At 55.3% G+C, this 24,400-nt stretch carries 18 protein-coding genes; all 18 read left to right on the top strand.

Annotation, left to right across the window (positions count from 1 at the left end; all coding sequences use genetic code 11):
• The first annotated feature begins 126 nt into the window (after nt 1–126).
• The 18 genes from GRX76_RS01390 (at nt 127) to GRX76_RS19250 (ending at nt 24,315) form a co-directional block, all read left to right on the top strand.
• Nucleotides 127–990 (top strand): transposase, encoded by an 864-nt coding sequence (locus GRX76_RS01390; RefSeq protein ID WP_236250502.1) that lies wholly within the window; start codon nt 127–129, stop codon nt 988–990.
• Nucleotides 987–2,528, top strand: coding sequence for a type VI secretion system contractile sheath domain-containing protein (locus tag GRX76_RS01385; protein WP_160151658.1), 1,542 nt, complete (start codon nt 987–989; stop codon nt 2,526–2,528). The genes GRX76_RS01390 and GRX76_RS01385 overlap by 4 nt, the downstream gene beginning before the upstream one ends.
• A 93-nt stretch (nt 2,529–2,621) precedes the next feature.
• On the top strand, nt 2,622–4,454 hold the full coding sequence (gene tagH, locus GRX76_RS01380) for a type VI secretion system-associated FHA domain protein TagH (protein WP_160151657.1): 1,833 nt from the start codon (nt 2,622–2,624) through the stop codon (nt 4,452–4,454).
• A gap of 90 nt (nt 4,455–4,544) precedes the next feature.
• Nucleotides 4,545–5,177, top strand: coding sequence for a type VI secretion system lipoprotein TssJ (gene tssJ, locus GRX76_RS01375; protein WP_236250501.1), 633 nt, complete (start codon nt 4,545–4,547; stop codon nt 5,175–5,177).
• A 92-nt stretch (nt 5,178–5,269) separates the two neighbouring features.
• Nucleotides 5,270–6,607 carry a type VI secretion system baseplate subunit TssK gene (tssK, locus tag GRX76_RS01370; protein ID WP_160151656.1) on the top strand — a complete coding sequence of 446 codons (1,338 nt, stop codon included), beginning with the start codon at nt 5,270–5,272 and terminating at the stop codon, nt 6,605–6,607.
• Between the two features lie 2 nt (nt 6,608–6,609).
• A complete protein-coding gene (gene icmH / locus GRX76_RS01365; protein WP_160151655.1) occupies nt 6,610–7,518 on the top strand; it encodes a type IVB secretion system protein IcmH/DotU in 909 nt (302 codons plus the stop codon).
• 52 nt (nt 7,519–7,570) lie between these two features.
• A complete protein-coding gene (tssM, locus tag GRX76_RS01360) occupies nt 7,571–11,110 on the top strand; it encodes a type VI secretion system membrane subunit TssM (protein ID WP_160151654.1) in 3,540 nt (1,179 codons plus the stop codon).
• Nucleotides 11,111–11,149: 39 nt separating this feature from the next.
• Nucleotides 11,150–11,839, top strand: coding sequence for a type VI secretion system-associated protein TagF (gene tagF, locus GRX76_RS01355; RefSeq protein WP_201276882.1), 690 nt, complete (start codon nt 11,150–11,152; stop codon nt 11,837–11,839).
• 415 nt (nt 11,840–12,254) lie between these two features.
• Complete coding sequence (locus GRX76_RS01350; protein WP_160151653.1) at nt 12,255–13,097, top strand: hypothetical protein; 843 nt, start codon at nt 12,255–12,257, stop codon at nt 13,095–13,097.
• Between the two features lie 95 nt (nt 13,098–13,192).
• Nucleotides 13,193–14,467 (top strand): type VI secretion system protein TssA, encoded by a 1,275-nt coding sequence (gene tssA / locus GRX76_RS01345; protein WP_160151652.1) that lies wholly within the window; start codon nt 13,193–13,195, stop codon nt 14,465–14,467.
• Between the two features lie 47 nt (nt 14,468–14,514).
• Nucleotides 14,515–15,033 (top strand): type VI secretion system contractile sheath small subunit, encoded by a 519-nt coding sequence (tssB, locus tag GRX76_RS01340; RefSeq protein WP_160151651.1) that lies wholly within the window; start codon nt 14,515–14,517, stop codon nt 15,031–15,033.
• On the top strand, nt 15,033–16,520 hold the full coding sequence (gene tssC / locus GRX76_RS01335; RefSeq protein ID WP_160151650.1) for a type VI secretion system contractile sheath large subunit: 1,488 nt from the start codon (nt 15,033–15,035) through the stop codon (nt 16,518–16,520). Before tssB ends, tssC (GRX76_RS01335) begins: the two co-directional genes overlap by 1 nt.
• Before the next feature lie 113 nt (nt 16,521–16,633).
• Nucleotides 16,634–18,151, top strand: a complete 1,518-nt coding sequence (gene tssC, locus GRX76_RS01330; RefSeq protein ID WP_236250500.1) for a type VI secretion system contractile sheath large subunit — start codon at nt 16,634–16,636, stop codon at nt 18,149–18,151.
• Nucleotides 18,151–18,624, top strand: a complete 474-nt coding sequence (gene tssE, locus GRX76_RS01325) for a type VI secretion system baseplate subunit TssE (RefSeq protein WP_160151649.1) — start codon at nt 18,151–18,153, stop codon at nt 18,622–18,624. Before tssC (GRX76_RS01330) ends, tssE begins: the two co-directional genes overlap by 1 nt.
• The gene (tssF, locus tag GRX76_RS01320) at nt 18,624–20,453 is read left to right on the top strand and encodes a type VI secretion system baseplate subunit TssF (RefSeq protein WP_160151648.1); all 1,830 of its coding nucleotides are present in this window, start codon (nt 18,624–18,626) and stop codon (nt 20,451–20,453) included. Before tssE ends, tssF begins: the two co-directional genes overlap by 1 nt.
• Nucleotides 20,417–21,580, top strand: coding sequence for a type VI secretion system baseplate subunit TssG (gene tssG / locus GRX76_RS01315; protein ID WP_255461842.1), 1,164 nt, complete (start codon nt 20,417–20,419; stop codon nt 21,578–21,580). Before tssF ends, tssG begins: the two co-directional genes overlap by 37 nt.
• Before the next feature lie 75 nt (nt 21,581–21,655).
• Nucleotides 21,656–23,704 carry an AAA family ATPase gene (locus tag GRX76_RS01310; protein ID WP_236250499.1) on the top strand — a complete coding sequence of 683 codons (2,049 nt, stop codon included), beginning with the start codon at nt 21,656–21,658 and terminating at the stop codon, nt 23,702–23,704.
• Nucleotides 23,617–24,315 (top strand): AAA family ATPase, encoded by a 699-nt coding sequence (locus GRX76_RS19250; RefSeq protein ID WP_236250498.1) that lies wholly within the window; start codon nt 23,617–23,619, stop codon nt 24,313–24,315. Before GRX76_RS01310 ends, GRX76_RS19250 begins: the two co-directional genes overlap by 88 nt.
• Nucleotides 24,316–24,400 lie beyond the last annotated feature (85 nt).

The following is a 24,400-nucleotide window of genomic DNA, read 5'->3' as shown; positions in this document are numbered from 1 at the left end:
ATGTTAACTTGCTAACGCCTAACGTTTGAATTTTTTTTGGATCATTTGCAATAATGCCAACCCCTTCCCATGAAACGGATGTGCAGTTGGTACGGCTGTGCAATTTAAAAAGGAATTTTTGGCAAGATGCCCCGTCTTCCGAGACTTAATCTGATTGATATTCCTCAACATATTGTCCAGGTGGGGCATAACAACCTGCCCTGCTTCTTTGATGAGGAAGACTATCGGTTTTACCTGAGCAGCCTGCGCAATGCAGCGGATCAGTATCGGGTGGATGTGCACGCCTATGTGCTTTTGCCAAATATGGTGCAGATTATTGCGACACCCCGGGTGCCCGATGGCATTCCCTCAATGATGCAATCCCTCGGCCGGCGTTACGTTCAGTTTGTAAACCACCGCTACCGGCGCTCGGGAACACTCTGGGCTGGACGCTACAAGTCGAGCCTGATCGATTCCGATGCCTACCTGCTGACCTGTTACCGCTATGTGGAACTGCGCCCGCTGTACCTGGGGCTTGCGGATTCTCTCGGTGCCTACCAATGGTCCAGTTTCAATCATCATGCGAGCACCGAAGACAGCGATGTGATCACCGATCACCGCCTTTACCGCGAGCTGGGAGAAACTCCGCGTGCAAGGGCGGAAGCCTACCGAAAACTGTTCCGCTATCGCTTTGATCGTCGATTGTTGGAATATATTGCCGAGACCATCAAACTCGGGCAGGTGCTCGGGGGGGATGTGTTCAAAGACAAAATCGAGCAGATTGCAAACCAGCGAGTAAGGCCGCTAAAACGCGGGCGCCCGCGCAAAACAGCGAAGTCAGCAAGTAAAGAGGCCGCTAATCAGGCGGCAGCCTCGAAAGACTCTGCGGGGCAGGATGCGTTGAGCCAGCGTGTCATTGAAAAAGAAATGAATACTGTGGGAACCGGCGACAAGATGCCGCCTTCCGGCAGCAAGGATGAAAATAACGTCACCATGGAGAGCGGACTATGAGTCGGGCAAGCGTGCATACCAATGCAGCAATTTTCGGTGACCTAAAGCAAGGTGCCGATACGCGGGAAGCGGGAGATCGCACAAAAGAGTACGCCGGTACCAGTTTGAAGGTGGCAATACTCGGCGACTTCAGTGGCCGTGCCAGTCGGCAGCAGTGCGCACCGGAATCCATTGCTTCGCGGCCGGCTTATCGCTTGCGCAAAGATAATTTTGAGCAGCTTTTTGAGCGTATGCAGGTTGGGCTGCAGCTTCCGCTAATGGATGATCCGTTGTGGTTGATGGAGTTTGACGACCTGCACCCGGATTACCTGTACAACCGGGTGCCCCTGTTTCGTCAATTTATCGAATTGGAAAAGCAGCTGCTTACCCCGAGTGAATTTGATCGCGCAGCCAGTGAAATTCAGCAGTGGCGCCCGGACTTGGGACCTTTGTCAGGTGCTGCGTCAGGCACAAGTGCGCAGTCGTCTTTGCAGTCTTCTTCCCAGTCCATGCTCGATGCGATTCTATCCGGCCAGCATTACCAGGCGCTTCAGCGAGAAAGCGCGGGTGGCCAGATCGACCAGCTGATCAAAGATATCGTCGCACCCTATGTGCAGCAAAAGCCGGATGCCAATCAGGATGTTTACTTGCAGGCCGTTGCTCAGGCAGCGTCCGAGGCCATGCGCAAGATCATGCACCACAGTGATTTTCGTCAGCTGGAGGCCAGCTGGCGCAGCCTGCACCTGCTGTTGCGCCGGCTGGAAGATCACCCCGGCCTGGAGTTACACCTGATCGATATCACCAAGGCTGAAATTCTCGCAGACCTGGCGCAGGCCGAGAGTGATCTTGAAAATTCCCAGTTGTTTAAGTGCCTGGTAACACGGGAAGCAATTGCCGGTAGCCAGCCCTACAACCTGATTGTGGGGGATTTTTATATTGCCGATGAAGAGCGCGATCTCCATATGTTGATCGACCTCGCCACCATGGCAGAAGCCGCGGGCAGCGCGATGGTAATGGGTGGAGACAGTCGCCTGGCTGGCTGCACCAGCCTTGCTGGCTCCATGGATCCCGACGACTGGCATTATCCACTGGCCGAAGATTTCGCAGAAAGCTGGCAGGCAGTGCGGGACTATCCGGCGTGCGAACATCTGGCACTGGCCGCGCCGCGCTTCATGCTGCGTTTACCCTATGGCGCCGAAACGGCGCGCACCGAAGATTTCGCGTTTGAAGAATTGACGCCGGAACTTGGCCACCAGTATTACCTCTGGGGCAATAGTGCCTATTTGCTCGCACTTTCCCTGTGTCGTGAATTTGTCACCAACGGAAAAGCGAGCCCGGTAACCGCGGACCAGTTTGTGGATTTGCCGCTGCACTTGCGGAACTTGCCCCAGGGCCAGTGGATGACACCCTGTGCAGAAGCATTGATGACGGATCGTGGCGCCGCGCGCTTTCAGGCCGCGGGGATCAGTACCCTGAGATCCGTGCAGGGACGTGACGAAATACTGCTGCCGAAGCTGCAGTCGCTTTCCGGCGCGATGCTCAAAGGGCCCTGGTGTTGAGGGCCTTGGTGTTGAGGACCCTGGTGTTGAGATCCGTTTTTCTGCCCGCGGCAGTGCCGCTCCATTTACCCAAATAGCGCGAGTCTGAGTGACATGGATTTAATGCTTTCTGTGGTTGCCGATCCCGAAGGCGCCAACATGCTCAAACATACCAAGCTGTTCAAAGTTGGCGGCGGCAGTCTGGGCCGTGCTGACAGCAATGACTGGGTATTGCCGGACCCTCAGCGGGTGGTCTCGTCGCGCCACGCGGAAATTGTATTTGCCAACAATCAATACCATCTGGTGGATCAGAGTACCAATGGCACTTACTACAACCAGTCCGGCGAGCCTCTGGGCAAGGGCAATCGTATCGCGCTCAATGATGGGGACGTCATCGCGCTGGGTGATTACCAGCTGAAGGTTGCGATTCGGCAACCGGAAGCAGAAAGCGGATTGCCAAAAGGCCTGGGTGGTGCCGATTTTCTGGAAAATGCCGATCGCACCACGTTTAGCCCGGCAGCGGCGGCAAAAATGCAGAGCGCCCAGGAAGCCAGGGAACTGGACAGCTGGCTGGAGCCCGGCGCCGGCGGCAATAACAATCACAGTGGCGAATGGGGATATCTGGCCAATTCACCGTCCGCGGACTCGATGGACGATTTCCTCGGTCAGGAAGCGCCGGTCGATCCGCTGCAGGCCCTGAATGCCAACCCAAGTGCCCGAAACTCAGCGGATCCACTTGCCGGCTTTGTCGGTGGCATGGGCAGCGGCACCGATTTTGGCTCGGGATTGGGCGGCGGATTTGGCAGTGGAGGCGGTATGCCATCCGCCGGTCAGTCCCAGTGGAGCGATGACGAAGCCTGGTGGAAGGATGGGAGTGAGCAGGACCATGCGCCCGCACACAACCACGCAATGCAGTTTTCAGCGGCACCGCGGGTTGAAGCACAGCCACAACCGGTTCTATCGCCAGCGCCGGTTGTTCCCGAATTCCAGTCTTCGGGATTGCAGGACTCTGGATTTCAAAGCTCGGGATTCCAGGACTCGGGGTTTCAGGATTCAGGATTCCAGGGAGGCGCAGTGCAGCCGATGCCGGCACAGCCGCAAGCACAAATATCGGTGCCGCCTGTAGTCGCACCCGCACCCGCTTTGGCCGCGACGCCAGCACCCGCTGAGCCCAACCCTTTTGCGGAATCACTGTCCGCGATGGTCGGCGAGCAGGTGCAGGGTGCGCCGGGCTTTGATGCTCCGGCTGCCGAGAGTTTTGCTGGCGCCTCCAAGGCCTTTTCTCCTCTGCCGGTAGAAGCACAAACTCCGCAACCGCAACCGCAACCGCAACCGCAACCGCAACCGCAACCGCTGCACCAATCAGTGCCCGCGAGTGGCGTGCTGGCGACAAAGCTTGGTTTGAACCTTACAGCGGAACAGCTACCGCAACTGGATCAGCAGGCCGCAGAGATTGTCGAGGAGACAGTGTCGCGATTGATCGACCTGCTGCGTGCACGTACCAGTATCAAAAATGAGTTGCGGGTGCAGCGCACCATGATTCAGACCGAGGCCAACAATCCCCTGAAGTTCAGCGCCACTGCCCGCGACGCGCTGGGTGCGATGTTTGCCGGTAACGGCGCCTTTATGGCACCGGTCGAAGCGGTGAGTGACAGTTTCGATGATTTGTCCGATCACCAGGTGGCGGTGTTGGCGGGAATGCGTGCCGGCTATGACGCCATGCTCAAGTTCTTCAACCCAGACAATATCGAACGGCGCAGTGGATCACAGGGCGGTGTATTCAGTAGTAAAAGTGCACGCAACTGGGAAAATTTCGTCGAGATGTATCGCGGGCTTGTTGCTGACCCGGAGGCTTGCTACCGCCGGTTGTTCGGAGAGGAGTTCGCCACCACCTACGAAAGTCAGCTTTCGGAGCTGAAAAATGCCAGAAGTTTCAGTAATGGCTAACAAACATTTGTGGATTACTGGAAAGTGTAGGTCCCAGAAAAATACGCGACATCGAAAAATTAGAGTCGTATCAAAAACCCGGAGACAATCGTGAAAACAGAAAAATTAGTACATGTCCTGCTGGTAGCAGTACTGGCAGTGGCGCTTTCCGCCTGCCAGACAACGCGTCGTACGCTCAACTTGGATACCAGCGTGGCGCTGGCCGTGGATATCCAAAACAACGTAAACCCGGACAGTGATGGCCGCGCGTCACCGGTAGTACTGCGCGTGTTCATGCTCGCAGACGATCGCCAGTTCTCGCGGGAAGAGTTCCTGAACCTCTACGAAAATGCAGAGTCGCGCCTGGGCAAAGACCTGATTGATACCGTGGTGCTAAAAGAGTTTGCTCCGGGCGAGCAACGACTGGAGCGGCTGCCGCTTACCCCTGAAGTCAAATATATCGGTCTATTGGCGGAATTTGTTCAGTATCAACAGGCCGATGGCCTGATGTTACTGCCGATTACCGATCACAAGGAAAACGAATACGCGATCACCCTCGCCGGAACCCGCATCGCCTCCACCGACGCACTCAATATACGCCGTCGTGCGGCTGCTACCAGTCAAACGGGCAGCAGTAAGCGCGGCAGTAGTGCGCCGAAGGGAAATTCGGGCGAAACCGTCACCATCTCCAGCGAAGAATACGAGCGCCTGAAAGGTTTGCGCGAGTCCGGCAAAGGACTTTAAACGCGATCGCGTAAAAAGATTAACGCGATCGGGCAAGGCGCACTAACAACATCTCGCGAGGCTAAAGCCTGGCGCGACAACAAGGATCATGTATGTCGGCGAATAACAAGGTGATTTGGAGCGAGGGAATGTTCCTTCGCCCGCAGCACTTTCAGCAACAGGACCGTTATCTCGAACAATTGCTGGAAGCCCGGACCGGGGCTTTGGGGCCCTATTCCTGGGGAATGCTGGAGTTGGCCATCGATAGTGAGCCGTTGGCAATGGGGAAAATTTCCCTGTCTCGGGTCAGTGGTATTTTTCCGGATGGCACACCGATGCTGGCGCCGGAAAATGAGCACCTGCCGGATGTGCTCGATGTGCCGGTGAATACCCGCGACGAGGTGGTCTACCTGTGTATCCCGATGAAGCGCCCGGGAAATCAGGAATCCGTAAGAGACCAGGAAGATTTCCCGCAGGCGCGATACCAGGCGAGTAACTTTGACGCGCGCAACAGTGCGTCAACGTCCGGTGAGGCAGCACGTATTCAGGTTGGCAAGTTGCGCACCTGTCTGAAACTGGGCAGTGATGATCTCAGTGGCTACGCTGCCATCGGTATTGCGCGTATTCGCGAGCGCCAGCCGGAGAAACCGGTGGAGCTGGATTCCGACTATATTCCACCGCTACTGAATGCGGAGGCATCCTCGGTCATCAAAGCCTATATCGAAGAGGTAAAAGGACTGCTGGATCACCGGGGTTCTGCCCTGGGGCATCGCCTCAGTGACAGCGGCCGCAGCGGTTCCGCTGAAATTGCCGATTACCTGCTGTTACAGGTAATCAACCGCTTTGAGCCACTACTCAAGCAGATTACCGCGCAACCGAGATTACACCCGCACAACCTGTTCCTGGAGCTGTTACAGCTCGCTGGCGAATTATCCACATTTACTTCTGGCAATAAGCGACCGCCGGAAATACCTCGCTACCAGCATGACAACCTGCAGCAGAGTTACGCCGGCCTGTTCTCTGCGTTGCGCCAATCCCTGTCTACGGTACTGGAGCAGAACGCCATTGCCATGGATCTGGTACAGCGCAAGTTTGGTATCTATGTCGCACCGATTACCGATCCGTCACTGGTCAAAACGGCCAGCTTTATCATGGCCGCAAAAGCCGATATGCCGGGTGATCTCTTGCGCAGTCGCTTCCCGGGGCAGACCAAGGTGGCACCGGTCGAGGCAATTCGTGAATTGATTTCGGCGCAGCTGCCGGGATTGTCGATTCGTGCACTACCGGTGGCGCCGCGTCAGATCCCCTACCATGCGGGGTTTACCTATTTTGAGCTGGAACGTACCGGTGAGCTCTGGCAAGCCATGCAGCGGTCTGGCGGATTTGCTGTTCACCTGGGTGCCGAGTTTCCAGGTTTGACCATGGAACTCTGGGCAATAAGGAATAACTGACAATGAGTAATGATGCCTTCACTCCACCGGCGGCTCCCAGTGCCGGCGACCGTACAGTTATGATCCCTACGCCTGGTGCCGCACGAGGTGGTGCTGGGGGGGGCGCGCAACCTCAGTCACAAAACCAGTCACAACATCAGTCGCAACCCCAGGGATTTGCGGGTGCCGAAGGTGCGCCAGAAATACGCATCAAAAACAGCCTCAACCCGCTGATTTCGGCCGCGTCAAAGCTGCTGGGCGCCATCATCAAGCTGCGCACCACCATGAACCACAGCAATGTGCCGGATCTGCACAAGCGGCTGACCCGTGAGATACAGAATTTCGAACGCGAAGCAAAGCAGTTGTCCCTGTCTCCGGAAACCGTGCTGACCGCGCGCTACCTGTTGTGTTCGGTGGTGGATGAAATCGTGCTGTCTACTCCCTGGGGTACCGCCAGTGGCTGGAGCCAGCACTCGCTGCTGAGCCTGTTTCACAAGGAAACATTTGGAGGTGAAAAATGTTTTCAGATTCTTCAGCGCACGCTGGAAACACCCGGATCCCACATTGAGCTGCTGGAGTTGTTTTACCTGTGCCTGAGCCTCGGTTTTCAGGGGAAGTATCGTCTGGTGCAACGTGGCTACGAACAGCTGGAGCAGATTCGCGAAAACCTCTATCGCACCATCGAAAGTCATCGCCCGCCAATGGATCGAGACCTTTCTCCCCGCTGGCAAGGATGCGTGGAACGAAAAACCCGCTTGATCCAGTACATACCCCTGTGGGTCATTGCCAGCGTGGTACTGGGAGTCCTCGCGGCGACGTTCAGTGGCTATCGCTGGTGGCTGTACCAGAGCGCGACACCGGTAGCGACGGAAATCGATCAGCTGATGATTGAAGTTCCGAAAGAAACCAAAACTATTGCGCAGCCACGCTGAACGCCAGAACTGATTCCCCCGGCCGCAAGGGCGCCGGAACCTGGAGCTTTGCATGAAACGAGTGATCAATTTTTTTACCAACAAATGGGTGTTGGGGCTGATAGGGTTGAGTGCGCTATCGCTATTGATCTGGTTTGCAGCCGACTACATTAAGTTTGGCAGTGATAACGCCACACTGAGTTCCGGTGTGCGGATAACCATAATTGTCTTTATTTTTGCGATCTGGCTTGTCTGGAACCTGAGTCAGTGGCTGGTTGAGCGTCGCCAGAATCAGGCACTTATTGAAGGCATAGAGGCATCCCAGGAAGAAGAGGTAGACCCGGATCAGGAGCGCAGCCGCGAAGAGCTGAGTGCGCTGTCCACCCGTTTTCGCGAAGCAATGGAAGTGTTGCGCAAGGCGCGCTTCAAATCTGCGCACGGTAAAGTTTCCCTCTACCAGCTGCCCTGGTACATCATCATCGGGCCGCCTGGCTCGGGTAAAACCACTGCGCTGGTGAATTCGGGACTGGAATTTCCCCTGGCGCAAAGTCACGGTAAGGAAGCGCTGGGTGGCGTCGGCGGAACGCGTAACTGTGATTGGTGGTTTACCAACGATGCGGTCCTGATTGATACCGCTGGCCGCTATACCACCCAGGACAGCCACCGGGTGTATGACAATAGTGCGTGGAAGGCATTTCTGAGCCTTCTGCAACGCTACCGCCGTCGTCGTCCGATCAATGGGGTTCTGGTTGCCATTAGCCTGCAGGACTTGATGGTGCAGACCACCGAGCAGCGGGTGCATCAGGCGAAAACCATACGCGCGCGCATCAATGACCTGCAGCAGCAACTGGGCATCCGATTCCCCATTTACCTTACCTTCACCAAATGCGACCTGGTGGCAGGTTTTAGTGAGTTTTTTGACAACCTGTCCCAGGCTGAGCGGGAACAGGTGTGGGGTGTCAGTTTCCCGGAAGAGCAAAGTGCTGCAACGGGAGCACCGCTGGATACGTTTGTTGGTGAATTCCGTAGCCTGGTTGAACGCCTGAACCAGCGCGTACTATGGCGGATACACCAGGAGCGCAACGTGGAGCGGCGCGCATTGCTGCAGGGCTTTCCCGCGCGAATGGAAGGGCTGCAGACCGTACTGAGCGACTTTATCAAGCAGACCTTTAGCCCGAATCGCTACGATACAGTACCCATGGTGCGCGGAATCTACTTTACCAGTGGTACCCAGGAGGGAAGTCCGGTCGACCGGATGATGGCCTCCGTCAGTGCGGATTTTGGACTCGAGCGCGATGTGGCGCAGAAGTTCCAGGGGGCGGGCAAGAGCTACTTCCTGCATCGGCTGCTGAAAGATGTCATCTTCCCGGAGGCAGAGCTGGTTGGGGTAAACCGGAAGCTTGAAACGGCAACCCGCTGGTTCCGCGGTGCTGTTTACGCCGGGTCTGCTGCCGTATTTGTCGGTGCACTGTTACTGTGGACCGGTAGTATCACCCAGAACAAAATTTACATGGGTGAAGTGGATGACAAGATTGCCGAGTTCCAGTTCCAAAAGAAAGATAGTACCGGGCAACGTCTGACGCCGGTAGATTCACTCAAATTGTTGGAGCCGCTGCACGCCGCATCCCGTGTTTATCAGAAAGAAGAGCATCCCTGGCTGAATAACCTCGGGCTCTATGACGAGCGCGTCGACCTGGCCGCCGACAAGCTCTATCGTCAACAGTTGAGCACGAGCTTCCTGCCCGCGCTGCAGCGTTCACTCGAGCGTGATCTGGCGCGCTTGGATAGTAGCGATCCAGCCCTGACCCAGACGCTGAAAACCTATCTGATGTTTTTCAATCCGGAGAAGCGCGATATTGAGGTTCTGAAGAGCTACTTCAGTGCTGACTGGTCCCGGCAGCTTTCCGGGGAGGCCGCCAAGCAGGAGCAATTGCTCGGTCACCTGGAGCGACTCTTTGCCGAGCCATTGCCCGAGGGCCTGGAGCCTAATGAGCGCGTGGTTGCAAGTGCGCGACAGCAGCTGCGTCGGATACCCGTGCCGCAACGCCTGTACGCGCAAATGCAACGCAGTGAATTGGGCATGACAGAAATCGATCTTTATGGCGAAGTGGGTGGAGACACTGCCCAGCTCTTCGGAATCGATGCAACCGATACACAATTCAGGATGCCGTACCTGTATACCAAGGCGGGCTACAAGGAACTGGAGTTTGGCGCCGATTCACCGCTTCTGGATCAGCTCGCGGAAGAGCGCTGGATTTACGGCGGTGAACTGAGTGGTGAAGACTTCACGGAAGACGATCGGGAGAAACTCGGCGAAGAAGTGAAGCGGATTTACCTGGGAGAATACCAGCAGCGCTGGCAGAAATTCCTGACCGCCTTTTCCATTCGTGGATTCCAGTCCACCGCCCAAGCGCTGGACGTGTTATCCAAGCTATCCGACCCGGTGTATTCACCGCTTTTGGCCGTATCAGAAATAACGGCGGACAATACACGGCTTACGCCACGACCGGAAATTCCGGTGGATGCCAGTGGTGTTCCACTGCCGGTCTCCAGTACCACGCGAAGAATGGGTGCCGCTGCAGTAAGCGGCGCCGCCGATGCGATCACCGAAAAATTTCAACCGACGATCGTCGATTTGCGGTTTGAAGAGTTACAGCGCATGACGCGTAGCGAAAAAGGTCGACCGGCGCGTATTCAGGAATATCTTTCCAGTATCAATCAGCTGCAGGAATACCTGGCGGAAATCGACAGTGGTGTAGACCCGGACGAGGTTGCGTTTAACAAGGCCAAGGCGCGATTCAATGGCGCGGGCGATGCAATCAAGCAGTTGCGGATCAAGGCAGCGAATGCGCCGGCACCTTTTGATCATTGGCTTGAACAAATTGCTGATAGTACCTGGTCACTGGTGATGGCTAAGGCCAAGCACCACGCCGACAGGGTTTGGCGAGAGCAGGTGTACAGCGTGTTCAATCGCAGCTTGTCCGGCCGCTTTCCCCTGCGCTCGACTGGCGAGCAGGAAGCGCCAGTAATGGAGTTCAACAGTTACTTCAAGCCGGGCGGCGTCGAGCAGCAGTTTATACAGGAGTACCTTAAGCCATTTATTGATACCCGTAGCTGGAAATCAAAATCTCTCGAGGGGCGCAGCCTGGGGGTCTCGAGTTCAACTCTTGCGCAGATGCAGCGAGCGGAGCGCATTCGAAAAACCCTGTTCAGTCAGGGGGAACAGGTCGGGTACAGCTTCCGGGTGGAACCCACAAAACTCGATTCCGGCGTGCGGTTGTTTGCCCTGGAAATGGGCGCTCAGCGAGTGCCCTATTCACACGGGCCGCGCACCAGTACCAAAGTCGACTGGCGGGGCGGAGAAAGTAATCGCGTACGGGTTATTTTCGAAGACTTGAATGAAACGGTTCATCGCCAGCATTTTGAAGGGGACTGGGCCTGGTACCGTCTGCTGATGAATTCTCGCCTGGAGCAGGGTAAGAGTAGTTCGGAGTACCTGGTGACTTTCAGTGAGTCTGGGCGTTCAGCACAGCTGCGTCTTTCCGCCACCGGTGTTTACAACCCATTTGATCAAAACCTGCTTGGCAACTATCGCTGCCCGCAGGTGTTGTGAGCGCTGGCGTACCGCCAATATCAGTAGAGGGAATACGATATGGATGGATCAATGGCGATGAAGCCCGCTGGCAAAGGTATCTTCGGTAAGTTACCTGGCCACGGTGACTTCGTGCAGAGAGACCTGCCCTCAAGTTTTGTTACGCCATGGGACGAATGGCTACAGCGCGCGGTGCACGGTTCCCGGGAACTCGTGGGTGAAAAATGGCTGGATTATTATCTGACCAGTCCGATCTGGCGTTTCGCACTTTCGTCTGGAGTGTTGAGCGAGCGTGCGTGGGCCGGGATTCTGGTTCCCAGTGTCGACAGTGTGGGGCGATATTTTCCGGTAACAATGGCGGTTCCCCTGGCCGCCGGCACCAATCCATTTGATATTCAGGTACGGGCAGAAAGTTGGTACGCAGCGCTTTCTGAACTGGCCATTGAGGCACTGCAGAATGCTCTGCTTGTGGATCACTTGTCGGAGCGCTTCCCGGTGTTGGCAATGTTGGATGCCGGTGCTAGCTCCCCGGAGGGGGCTGCGGAGCAACGGTTGTTGAGTGTTGAGGGATCCATCGATCTGGCATACCCGGGTTTGCTGGAAGCCATGTGCAAGGATCAGTATTCCAGCTTCAGCCTCTGGTGGTGCGCACCATCACCGAGTGTGAATCACAACGTAATGTTGAGTGCAGGGCTGCCGGATCCATCTGTCTATTGCACCATGCTTGGGGCGCCAAAGTATCACTGGTGAGCCTGGACGTATTATGTGAGGAATAAACTGCTGTGCAGCGAGAGAATCAATTTCCTTTTAATTGGTATATTCGTACCAATAAAAACGCGGATTTCCCCGGGTGATCAAGGAAAACGGTGTTTAATCAAAATCCAATTTCGATAAAATAGTAGTTTGGTTTTTCCGTAACGGGTACGTGCGTACCGTTTATTGCCGCTGGCATTTATTCGCATATACAGCCTCTCAGTGGAAAAAGTACCGGAGGCGAGTGCGCGTTGATTTGGAAATGCCTTTGAAGATTTGTGCGGTGGCCGGTATCAGGCCGCGTTCAATCTGTCGATACAACAAGTTATCTCTGGTTCAAGGATTTAGAGCCAGGGCGAAAAATCAGGGATGAATAATGTCTGCAGACTCATGCCAGGTCATTTTTACCGGGGTGTTGCGGGATGGCGTTGAGCGCCGGGAAGGAATTAGACGCCTGGCGCAGAGCTTTAATCTGGATTTTCCCCGTATAAAGCAACTGTTGACCGGGGGGCGGCTGGTAGTGAAAACCTGCGCGAATTCGCGACAGGGCGAACAGTTAATCGATGCTTTCTGGCAGGCGGGCTGGTACGCCGAATTGATTCAGGATGGGCAATTATTGCGTCGTGGTGAGGGTGAAATTCAAACGATAGCGGTTTCGTCAGAAATTTCATCGGAAAGCAACGATGAAAAGTCCGAAAATCCAAGGTTGCCCGTTGACACCGTAATCCGGCGTTATACCGAGGTTTTTGCCGAAGATCGAAGTTGCTCACTCAAGGTGCCGGCTAGCTGGCAGATATTTGAAGACCTGAACAAGGGTTCTGTCATTCAGGCAGGAAATATTCACGAAAATCAGTTTCTTGTAGTGTTGTGTCAGTCGCTCAGGGAGCTTCAGATGGCTCCGTCGATCGCTGAATATTGTGATGCTCAGTTGAAGCAGTGCGCCTCCAAGGTGGCATCGGGACTTGTTGTGATGCCGCCGACACCCCTTGAGCAGGGTTGTTTTCCTGGATATTTTGGTGAAATAACGGCACAGGTGGATTCGGTGCCGGTGCACTATCTGGTGGCCTGTATTCAAAATGGTGGCCAGATTTTTACGCTGTTTCTCTGGTGTGAGGCCGAGGACTACGCCACTAGAAAGGCAGATTTTGAGCAGATAGTCGCAAGTTTTTCTGCTGATACCGGACTGATTCCGGATGCCAGTACGCGAATAAAGTCCTGCGGAGCCGCAGTGCAGTCTGTTGCTGAAATTGCTTAGTAATGGATTATGAAATCTGTTGATTGAATCCGATCATTCAGATTGTCCGGTTTGATCTGTTGTGGTCTAGACGACCTAACTGAAAAGGAATTCTCATGGCATTTGCCAACGTGATTGATCTTGATGCACTTACCCAGGCCATTTCTGGCGATTTGGCACAGGGAGAGGACATTCGCACCGATCGTTCGCCCACCTCCGATTACTACACCATCAAGGACGCCAGAAATAGTGCCCGCGCCGCTGAGCGCTCGGCCATGTTTGATGAGGGCGATACCGACCTGATGGCGCCCTGGCGGGATGTTTCCAAAACCGCTGAAAAAATTCTCAAAGAAAAAAGTAAAGACCTTGAAGTCGCGAGCTGGTATGCCGAGTCCCTGATTCGGCTACACGGCTTTCCCGGCTTGCGTGATGGCATTGACCTGATCGACCGCCTCATCGATGGCTATTGGGATAACTTATATCCAGAGCCGGATGAGGATGGTATCGAGACCAAAGTTGCACCATTGACCGGTCTCAATGGTGACGGTGCCGATGGCACTTTGTTGATGCCTATTCGCAATGCAGATATCACGCCGGAAGGTGATTTCGGTGGCTTCTCTTTCTTCCATTACCAGCAGGCGCGGGACGCGGATCGAATTGCGGATGATGATGCAAAGGCGGCGCGCGTTGAAACTCTGGGTTACAGCCTCGCTGAATTTGAACAATGTGTTCAGAGTGCGGGCGCGCAATGGGCGCAGGATCTGGTAGAAACCCTGGAAGAGGCCCTGGCGCGTTACAAAAGTATCAATGAAAAACTGCGTGAGCACTGCGGTCACGACGCACCGCCACATTCAAATATCAGTGCACTGCTGGATGAGGTGCTGCGCACCACGCGCTTTATCTACAAAGCACAATTGGAATCTCTGGCTGTTGCTGAGCCTGTGGCAGAGGCGACTGCGGCAGAAGTTAGTTCTGCGGCCGCGACCGGAGAAGTTTCCGCCCCCATTTCCCAGTTGATCGCGGTACCAAACGGTGCGGTGGCCTCCCGTGAAGATGCCTTGCTGTTACTGGAAAAGGCCGCGAAATATTTCCGAACTTACGAGCCTCACACACCGCTTGCCCCGGGCCTGGAGCGCCTGATCAGCTGGGGGCGTATGACGGTGGCAGAGCTAATGACCGAATTGCTGCCCGACGATCAATCCAGAGCCCTGTATTCACAGCTTACCGGGGTGAAGTTGGATGGTTCCGATAGCCAGCGTTATGTAGCACCCCCGGCGCCGCGGGAAGCATCTCCCGCTTCCAGTGCCCCGGCGGCAACCAGTGACCCAGACCAGCAAGATAGTGGGTGGGAAACAAAAGAAGAGACCCCTGTAGCCGAAACCAGTTGGTAAATTCGACCTAATCATCACCATCCCCGTATTGAGGAAAGGAGACCCTGATGTCCGAGAGTATTCACAACAAACTGAAGCGTGTGCGCAAGCCGCGTGTTCACATTACTTATGATGTTGAAACCAATGGCGCTGAGCAGAAAAAGGAATTGCCTTTTGTTACCGGTGTCATGGGAGATTACTCCGGTGACAACATGGAGAACCGCAAGGCGCTTAAAGAGCGCAAGTTCGTCCAGATTGACCGTGACAACTTCAATGATGTGATGAGCAAGGTAAATCCAAAATTGAACCTGCAGGTTGAGAACACCCTGGCCGGTGACGGCAGCAAAATGGCGGTGGACCTCGACTTCAATCACATGGATGACTTCTCTCCAGAGCAGATCGTTGAGCAGATCGAGCCGCTCAAACAGCTGCTGGAAGCCCGCAGCAAGCTGCGTGACCTTTTGAGCAAGGCGGACCGCTCAGAAGAGCTGGAAAAGGTTCTGGAAGATATTCTCAAAAGCACCGAAAACGTAGGCGCGATTTCCGAACAGTTGGGTCTCGGTGAAGACAAGGGAGAGGATGCGTAATGAGCACCGAAGTTGAAAATGTAGCGGAACAGGAAACGGAAGAGCAATCGGTCAGTCTGCTGGAGCAGGCTATTTCTGCAACCAAGCAGACTCAGCCGGAAGAAGCCCAGGATCTGATTGCCAACCTGACTCAGCAAGTTTTGAAAGGCACCGTCACCTGGGATCGCAACCTGACTCAAACCATCAATCAGGCGGTGCATGCCATTGATCAGGCAATGTCAAAGCAACTGTCTGCGATCCTGCACGATGAAAAATTCCAAAAACTGGAAGGTTCCTGGCGCGGCTTGAATCATCTGGTGATGAACAGCGAAACTGGCTCCACGCTGAAGATTCGCATGATGAACATCACCAAGCGTGAACTCTTCCGGGACCTGGACAAAGCGGTGGAGTTTGACCAGAGCCAGACCTTCAAAAAGATCTACGAAGAGGAATTCGGCACCGCCGGTGGCGAGCCGTTCGGCAGCATGATTGGTGACTTCGAGTTCACCAGCCACCCGGAAGACGTCGAGCTGCTCAGCAAAATGTCCAACGTAGCTGCTGCAGGTTTCTGCCCATTCATTTCTGCCGCAGGCGCGGGTATGTTTGGGTTCGGCGACTTTACCGAGCTGTCCAAGCCGCGCGATCTCGGCGGTATCTTCGAGTCTGGCGAATACATCAAGTGGCGCAGTTTCCGCGACAGTGACGACTCCCGTTTTGTAACGCTGGTAATGCCGCGCACCCTGGCGCGTACCCCTTACGGCGCCAATACCAAGCCGGTCGAGTCCTTCAACTTTGAGGAGTTTGAGGTCGATGAGTCCGGTGTATCCAAGCCCGCCGAGCACGACCAGTACTGCTGGATGAATGCCGCTTATGTTATGGGAACCACCATGACCAAAGCGTTTGCAGAAAACTCCTGGTGTACCGCGATTCGCGGAGCCGAGGGTGGTGGTAAGGTCGAGGGCCTGCCTACGCATGTGTTCAAAAGCGACGACGGCGACCTGGACCAGAAGTGTCCTACCGAAGTCGGCATTACCGACCGCCGGGAAGCGGAGCTCAGTAATCAGGGCTTCCTGCCTCTGTGTCACTACAAGAATACCGATTACTCGGTGTTCTTCGGCTCCCAGAGCGCGCAGAAGCCCAAGGTGTTTGATAACCCGGATGCCACTGCCAACGCGTCAATCTCTGCTCGTCTGCCCTATTTGATGGCCACTTCGCGTATCGCCCATTATCTGAAAGTAATGGCCCGCGACAAAGTGGGTTCCTTTATGGAAGCCGGTGACTGTGAGCGCTGGTTGAACAAATGGATTTCCCAGTACACCAACTCGAATCCGGACGCGAGCGCGGAAATGAAAGCCAAGTACCCGCTGGCTGAGGCGCGTGTTGAAGTGAAGGAAATCCCAGGACAGCCCGGCTGCTACAGTGCTGTGGCCTACCTCAAGCCCTGGTTGCAAATGGAAGAACTGACGACTTCCATGCGCATGGTCGCGAATATCCCCACCGCGGGATAAATCGCAGGCGGCCGCCCCGAGGGCGGCCGCAACCATTCGGCGCCATGATTTGACATCCGACACCGGTTGTCTGACACCCGTCATCCCTGTATCTCGCTCCGGGAGAGCCCGTCTTGGCTTCCATTCCATCTGCAAAAGACGCCACAGAAACAGATTATCTGTTATCGACTGCTGTTCTGGGCAGTGACCGCGAGCCATTGCAGAAATTCCTGAATGAGCCGGACGAATTATTCGCCTTTGAATACTGGCTGCTCGAATTGTGCAGCTGTGCCAATGCCGAGCGCTACAGTGTTCGCCAGTGGCTGAATCAAATCATTGGTGAGCTGGATGAGCTGATCTGTGATCAGTTGAACAGTATTCTGCACCACCCGCGTTTTCAGCGTCTGGAGGCCAGTTGGCGCGGCCTTTCAATGCTGATTCACCAGACGCCCAGCGCGGAGAATATCAAGACCAAGCTTTTGGATGTCAGCTGGAAAGATTTGTCCCGCGATATCGAAAGGGCACCGGATTTCGACCAGTCTGGCTTTTTCCATCTGATTTACAACGAAGAATTCGGAACTCCTGGCGGAACGCCGTTCGGGCTGTTGATCGGTGATTACTACGTATCCCATCAACCATTTGATGGCCACCCCTACGATGATGTGTTTACCCTGCAGGGGATAGCGCATACGGCGGCAGCCGCATTTGCGCCCTTTATCTGCAGCGCCACACCGCAACTGTTCGGGGTCGACAATTTTGACGACCTTGCCAAACCCATCGATTTCGCGGAAGTGTTTCGCCAGAAACAATATATTCGCTGGAACAGTCTTCGGGATCTAGAAGACAGTCGATTCGTTGGTATTACTCTGCCCCAGGTCCTGATGCGTCAACCCTATAGTGTCGGGTTTTCCGCATACGGTGGTCTGCGCTTCCGCGAAGAGGTTGCCGCGGTACACAGCCGTAACTACCTGTGGGGCAACGCGGTGTTTGCGATGGGGACGGTGCTCATTCGCGAGTTTGACGATGTTGGCTGGTTCTCCCACATCCGTGGCGTCGCGCGCGATCACCTGGGCGGCGGATTGGTAACCCAGTTGCCCACTGTAGCCTACGGGGTGGACAGTAGCCCCCAGACGGTACGTATGTCGACCTCCATCCTCGTGACTGACTTTGCCGAGCGGGAACTGAGTGACCTCGGCTTTACCTGCCTTTGTCACTGCTACGACTCGCCCTATAGCGCCTTCAATAGCGCACCGTCACTGCAGCGACCAAAACAGTACAACTCTAAGTCGGCAACAGCCAATGCCCGCATCAGCAGTATGTTGCAGCAGATACTCTGTGCGTCGCGCTTTGCCCACTACATCAAAGTAATGATCCGGGACAAGGTCGGCGCTTATCTGAATGCCGCCGATTGCGAGCGGCAACTGCAACAGTGGATGGATCGCTACACCACCGGCCGGGATGACCTGTCCTGGGAAATGCTCGCACGCTACCCCTTGCGTGAGGCGCGGGTCCGGGTGGTCGATGAGCCCGGCAAACCAGGCAGTTATCAAAGTGTGATTCACCTGAAGAGCCACTACACCGTGGATCACCTGGTGTCGGAATTGAAGTTGACCACAGCCCTGTCGCAGATCGGTGTGGGGGCAGTGAGCTAATGAGCAGGGAAAAACGTTTACTGGCACCACTACTGGATCGCTTGCTGACATCGTCCGGTGGTATGGACCTCAATCGTCCTCACCAGGTGTTGCGCCAGTTGCGGGAGGGGGTGCGCCGGGATCTTGAGTACCTGTTCAATACCCGCTTCCGCTGCCTGTCCGCGCCAGAAAGCCATGAAAACCTCGAGTGCTCGAATATCAATTTCGGCCTGCCCGACCTGTCGACGATCAATTTGTCGTCCGCAGAGAGTCGCAAGCGCTTCTGCCGTGAAATTGAGCGCACCATCATCAATTTTGAGCCGCGTATACGTTCGGTCAAGGTCACTACCCAGCAGAACGTTGACGTTGAAGATCCGAGTATCCGGTTTCGTGTGGAAGCGGTGCTGCATATCAATCCGGCGTCCGAAGTCATTGTGTTCGACTCGGCACTGAACCCGGTGACACAGCTGGTCGATGTTTCGGAGATTATGTAATGAGTGAAAAACTGATCGACCTGTACGAGCGAGAGCTGGCTTTTGTCCAGCAGACCGCGGGCGAGTTTGCACGTATGCACCCGGCGGCCGCTTCGCGCCTGCAATTGGATACCGATACCGTTGATGACCCCTTGGTAGGCCGCCTGTTATCCGGCTTTGCCTATATGAACGCCCGGGTCCAGCAAAAGCTGAACGACGATTTTCCCGAGCTGACCGATGCAATGCTGGAGACATTGTACCCCCATTACTTACGGCCAATTCCCTCCTGCGCGATCATCCAGTTTGAACCGGAGCAGGACCTGGATGCGATCGTTACTATGGAGGCTGATACGCTGCTGGAGAGTGAGAGTTTTCAGGGGCAGACCTGTCGCTTCACCAGTCGCTATCCCGCTGATATCTGTCCGTTTCAGGTAGAAAGCGCCAGTCTGATGCCGAGGCCCTTTATTGCACCGGGCTGTAATGAGATCCAGGGCGCCAATGCGGTACTCAAGTTATCCTTAAAGACATTTAGTAGTGATATTTCCTTTTCAGAATTGAAGCCGGAAAAGCTGCGCTTTTTTCTGCGTGGGCAACCGAGCCATATTTACGACCTCTACGACCTGTTACTGAGCAAGTGTGTAAAAATCGTCGCCGCCACCGGTGAAGGCGACCCGAAGCCGGTGAAGCTGGAACCGGATAGCATTCGCCAGGTAGGCCTGGAGCCGGACGAGGGATTGCTGCCCTATCCAGACACGGCCTTTATGGGTTACCGGTTACTGACCGAGTATTTTGCGTTTCCGGAGAAATTCCATTTCGTGGATATTGTGTCGTTGGCCGACGCCATCGACGTAAACTATACCGATACGCTGAATCTGTATTTTTACCTGTCGGAGACGCACGATGAGCTGGAAAAACAATTAGCACCCAGCATGTTTGCCCTGGGTTGTGCCCCAGTGGTGAATCTTTTCCGTCACAGTGCCGACCCGATTCCGTTGACACATACCGAATACAGCTATCATGTGGTCCCTGATGTCCGTCGCAGTGAGGGGCTCGAGGTTTACTCCATTGATGATGTCAACGCGACGGACAGTAGTGGTAATACCACAGGTTATCGACCTTTTTATGGTATTCAGCATAGCCAGCACCAGGCCCGCCAATCGGCTTTCTGGTATATGCGCCGGCGAGATGTGGTTGAAGGTGAACACCGCAACGAGCAGGCATCTGAGGTCGAGGTCAGCCTGGTCGACCTGGAGTTTTCCCCTCTCAAGGTCAGCAATCAGACCCTGGATCTCAAACTCACCTGCTGCAATAGAAACCTGCCCAAGAAACTACCTACGGGCAACGCGCAACCTTATCTCTCTGTCGTGGATGGCGATGCGCCGGCCAAGCGCATCAGCTGTGTGGTATCACCCTCAGCCACTCTCAGGCCGCCACGACGGGAGCGCGGTTACTGGCGGCTGGTATCACACCTGAACCTGAATCACCTGTCCCTGAGCGGTGCCGGCGGCTGCGATGTACTCAAAGAAATATTCAGGCTCTATGACTTTCGAAATTCCGGCAGTACCCGGAACATGATCGAGTCGCTGCTGAAGCTGGATACCCGGCCAATCACGGCGCCGATCCAGATCGATCACAGTGTCGTCCTCTGTCGGGGTACTGAAGTGACCCTGGAACTGGACTCCATGATGCTGACGGGTACCAGCCCGCTGCTGTTTGCCAGCGTGATAGAACGGTTCCTTGGTTTGTACTGTTCTATTAATTCCTTCACCAGGTTGATCGCCAAGCAGAGCGGTCGGGACGGAGAACTGAAGCGATGGCCTCCTCGCGCCGGCGACAAAGCCTTAGTGTAATCGACCAGCTCCAGGCTGAACCTTACCGCTTTGAGTTCTTTCAGGCGGTACGTTTGCTTGAACAGGCAGTTTTGCCGGGTGGATTGGAAAACAATAATTTTGCATCGGAACAACTCGCCGGTGCTGCACCGCCTGCACGGGAATTGGTGCGTTTCAAGGCGCAAACGTCCCTGTCATTTGTTGGTGCCGATGTGCTCAAGGTGGCCAGTCGCGACCTCGGCGATAGTATCTCCGGGAGCGAAGAAATTGCCACGCGCGATGATCAGGCCGAAAAGCAATGGCTGATGGAGATTGGCTTTGCCGGGTTGATTGGTAGCCAGGGCGTTACACCTTACTACCTCACCGAAGTCGTACACCGGGAATTACGGGAAAAGAATGCCGCCCTGCGAGATTTTCTGGATGTCTTTCACCACCGGAACATCTCACTTCTCTATCAGGCCTGGCATAAATATCAATTACCGGTGAATTATGAGCGCGGCCGCCTGCGCCAGACCCGGGAACCGGACCCGTTTACGCAGGCACTTGCCGCGGTCGCAGGTCTCGGTACCAGCGAAATGCGATACCGGATGCCAGTGCCAGACGACGCCCTCTACGGTCTTGCGGGGCACCTGGGTCGCCAGCAGTGCTCTGCTGCGGCACTGGCAGGGATGATCCGGCAGTATTTTGGCCTGCAGGTATCGATAGAGCAGTTTCAGGGGCAGTGGGACGAGTTACCGGAAGATGTCCTCACGCGACTCCCTTCCGCGGAGTACCCCCAGGGCGTAAACAACTGCCTCGGCGTAGACACCATTATGGGCACCCACTGTTTTCAGGCGCAGAATAAATTCCGCGTAGTGATAGAACCCATGGCCTACGAGGACCATATGACCATTGCGCCCGGCAGTGACAAGCTGGAAGCGCTGAAGTCGTTTATCCAGTTTAGCGCTGGTATCGAGATGGATTTTGAAATCTCGGTAACACTGGGCACTGGCCAGGTAGCGCCGGTACAGCTGGCCGCAGACAGTGAACACCAGCCACTGCTGGGCTGGAACACGCATATGTCCAGTGACCAGGAGCACGACGAGTGCGTAAATATCAATCTTAGCGCCGATCAGATTTCACCGGATGAGGCACTGCCCGCGGCTTGAAAACCGATGATGTGACTTTTCAAATTTACGCCCGCTATCGGGAATAACAAGGACGGTAAAAAGGGAATAAAGACCATGATCAACATCGATCTAAAACGGCTCGTGGACACCATGACTCCGCATATGCGGGACTCCCTGGAAGGGGCCGCCGGCTTGTGCCTCGCACAGAGTCAATACAATGTAGAGCTGGAACACTGGCTACTGAAGCTGTTGGATCAGGCGGACACCGATTTGTACCACCTGCTGGAAAAGCACGACGTCAATCCATCCAATCTTGCCAAACAGTTGGCTACCAGTATTGCCCGCTTCAAGTCCGGGAGCAGTCGGCCGGCGGCCTTGTCCCCCACCATTGTTGAAGGGGCGAAGAATGGCTGGATGCTGGCCTCTATCGATTACGGCCACCGTGCCGTTAGCTCCGGTCACTTACTTGCCGCGTTACTGCTGGAAGAAACATCCCGTCGCCAGCTGCTGGATTCATGCCCGGAATTGAAAGCGATTGCGCCGGAATCTATCCGGGAAACGGCTCGCGCCATGTACGGGCACAGTGGTGAGTCCAACCACCTGGCCAGTGGCAGCGCTGACGCCGGAGCGGCAGCCGTGTCTGCGGCAGCCAGCAAGGCACCTGCACTGGACAAATACACGGTTAACCTGACCGAGCGCGCCCGCAAAGGCGAGATCGACCCGGTACTGGGACGGGATGAAGAAATTCGCCAATGTATCGATATCCTCACCCGCAGGCGCCAGAACAATCCGATCCTCACCGGTGAGGCCGGGGTTGGTAAAACGGCGGTGGTGGAAGGTTTTGCACTGCGGATCGTCAGTGGCGATGTACCCACCCCACTGCGTGACGTTACTGTGCGTACGCTGGATCTCGGATTGTTGCAGGCCGGCGCCAGTGTAAAAGGGGAGTTTGAAAATCGCCTCAAGTCCGTCATTGAAGAAGTGCGCGCATCGGTAACGCCGATCATCCTGTTCATCGATGAGGCGCACACCATGATCGGCGCTGGCGGAAAGGAAGGCCAGGGCGATGCGGCAAACCTGCTCAAGCCTGCCCTGGCGCGTGGCGAACTGCGCACCATCGCAGCGACTACCTGGGCGGAGTACAAAAAGTATTTCGAGCGCGACCCGGCATTGACCCGGCGTTTCCAGGTGGTAAAGGTAGAGGAGCCCGATGAGCAGAAGGCAATCGACATGATGCGCGGCATAGCCGCCAGTCTGGAAGCACACCACAAGGTTCGCATCCTGGACGAAGCGGTAGTGGCCTCGGTAACCCTTTCCCACCGTTATATTCCAGGCCGCCAGCTGCCGGATAAGTCGGTCAGCCTTTTGGATACGGCTTGTGCCCGTGTCGCCCTGAGCCAGTCTGCGACCCCGGGCGCCATCGAGGACGCTCAGCGAATCATCAATGGCTCCACAAGAACCATTGAAAAGCTGGAGCGCGAAAATGCCGCTACCGGGGTGCATGAAGAGCAATTGCAACAACTGCAGGAGCAGAAGGCGAGTGCAGAGTCCAGACTCGAACAGTTACAAAGTCAGCAGCAGCAGGAGCTGGAGCTGATTACCCAGATCCGCGCCCTGCGCGATCAGATTGACGAGGAGTTCAGCAAGCAGCGCAACGGCGACGAGAGTGCTGACCCTTCATTGATGGGTGACCTCAAGCAGCAATTGCAGTCGCTTTCCGTCCAGCTGCAAGAAATTCAAGGCGATACGCCGTTGATGCAACCGTCCGTTGATGAACAGGCGATTGCTGAAGTCATTGCCAACTGGACGGGTATTCCGGTAGGTAAAATGGTGAGCGATGAGATCGTTGCGGTGCAGAGCCTGGCAGAGCGCCTGAATCAGCGCGTAATTGGTCAGCCCCATGCCCTGGAAGCCGTTGCCCAGGCGATCCGTACGTCCCGTGCCGGACTGACAGATCCACGCAAACCGGTAGGCGTCTTTATGTTCTGTGGTACCAGTGGCGTCGGTAAGACCGAGACAGCCCTGGCACTGGCCGATGAGCTTTTCGGGGTGAGCAGAATATCACCACGATCAACATGTCGGAATTCAAGGAAGAGCACAAGGTATCGATGCTGCTGGGCTCCCCTCCCGGATATGTCGGTTATGGTGAAGGCGGTGTATTAACGGAAGCGGCTCGCAGAAAGCCCTACTCGGTCATCCTGCTGGACGAAATGGAAAAGGCGCACCCGGGGGTGCAGGATATTTTCTATAACCTGTTCGACAAGGGCACCATCAAAGATGGTGAAGGCCGGGACATCGATTTCAAAAACACCGTCATTATCATGACGTCCAACGCCGGCGAAGATGCAATCCGGGCAATCTTCAGTCAGGTGGAAGAAAAGCCGGAACCCGAGGTTTTGCTGGACAATATTCGCCCGCACCTGTTGCAGAAGTTCAAGCCGGCATTTCTCGGTCGCGCCAACGTAATCGCGTATTACCCGTTGGATGACGAGAACCTGATAGAGATCTGTAAGATCAATATGCGTCGAATCGAGAAGCGCGTGAAAGAGCATTACGGTGCCAGCTTCAGCTATGACGACGATGTATTGATCAATATCGTCGCCCGCTGCCAGGAATCTGATACCGGTGCACGCAATATCGAAGTGATATTGAACCGCACCTTGCTGCCTTCATTAGCCAGTGAATGCCTGGACAAGATGGCCAAAGGAGAGGAAGTGACAGCGATCCACGTGGGCGCTGATGAAGAGGGTGACTTCAGCTATCAGGTCAACTGAAGTCGCGAAGAAGACCCCCGGGCAACGCGTGTTGCCGGGGACTTTTAATGGTTTTTTCAGCTAGTAGCTTCGTTCTGCTAGTAGT

It is taken from the genome of Microbulbifer sp. ALW1, from assembly GCF_009903625.1.
Taxonomy (GTDB): domain Bacteria; phylum Pseudomonadota; class Gammaproteobacteria; order Pseudomonadales; family Cellvibrionaceae; genus Microbulbifer.
The sequence above is the reverse complement of the archived record's forward strand: the minus strand, read 5'-3'. Positions and strand labels throughout refer to the sequence as shown.

Excerpts from the sequence above, each read along its gene's own strand:
- tssE (WP_160151649.1), top strand. The coding sequence starts at position 18,151 with ATGAGCAGGGAAAAACGTTTACTGGCACCACTACTGGATCGCTTGCTG.
- tssM (WP_160151654.1), top strand. The coding sequence starts at position 7,571 with ATGAAACGAGTGATCAATTTTTTTACCAACAAATGGGTGTTGGGGCTG.
- tssK (WP_160151656.1), top strand. The coding sequence starts at position 5,270 with ATGTCGGCGAATAACAAGGTGATTTGGAGCGAGGGAATGTTCCTTCGC.
- GRX76_RS01310 (WP_236250499.1), top strand. The coding sequence starts at position 21,656 with ATGATCAACATCGATCTAAAACGGCTCGTGGACACCATGACTCCGCAT.
- GRX76_RS19250 (WP_236250498.1), top strand. The coding sequence starts at position 23,617 with ATGTCGGAATTCAAGGAAGAGCACAAGGTATCGATGCTGCTGGGCTCC.
- icmH (WP_160151655.1), top strand. The coding sequence starts at position 6,610 with ATGAGTAATGATGCCTTCACTCCACCGGCGGCTCCCAGTGCCGGCGAC.
- tssF (WP_160151648.1), top strand. The coding sequence starts at position 18,624 with ATGAGTGAAAAACTGATCGACCTGTACGAGCGAGAGCTGGCTTTTGTC.
- tssG (WP_255461842.1), top strand. The coding sequence starts at position 20,417 with ATGGCCTCCTCGCGCCGGCGACAAAGCCTTAGTGTAATCGACCAGCTC.
- tagH (WP_160151657.1), top strand. The coding sequence starts at position 2,622 with ATGGATTTAATGCTTTCTGTGGTTGCCGATCCCGAAGGCGCCAACATG.
- GRX76_RS01390 (WP_236250502.1), top strand. The coding sequence starts at position 127 with ATGCCCCGTCTTCCGAGACTTAATCTGATTGATATTCCTCAACATATT.
- GRX76_RS01385 (WP_160151658.1), top strand. The coding sequence starts at position 987 with ATGAGTCGGGCAAGCGTGCATACCAATGCAGCAATTTTCGGTGACCTA.
- tssB (WP_160151651.1), top strand. The coding sequence starts at position 14,515 with ATGTCCGAGAGTATTCACAACAAACTGAAGCGTGTGCGCAAGCCGCGT.
- tssA (WP_160151652.1), top strand. The coding sequence starts at position 13,193 with ATGGCATTTGCCAACGTGATTGATCTTGATGCACTTACCCAGGCCATT.
- tagF (WP_201276882.1), top strand. The coding sequence starts at position 11,150 with ATGGATGGATCAATGGCGATGAAGCCCGCTGGCAAAGGTATCTTCGGT.
- tssC (WP_160151650.1), top strand. The coding sequence starts at position 15,033 with ATGAGCACCGAAGTTGAAAATGTAGCGGAACAGGAAACGGAAGAGCAA.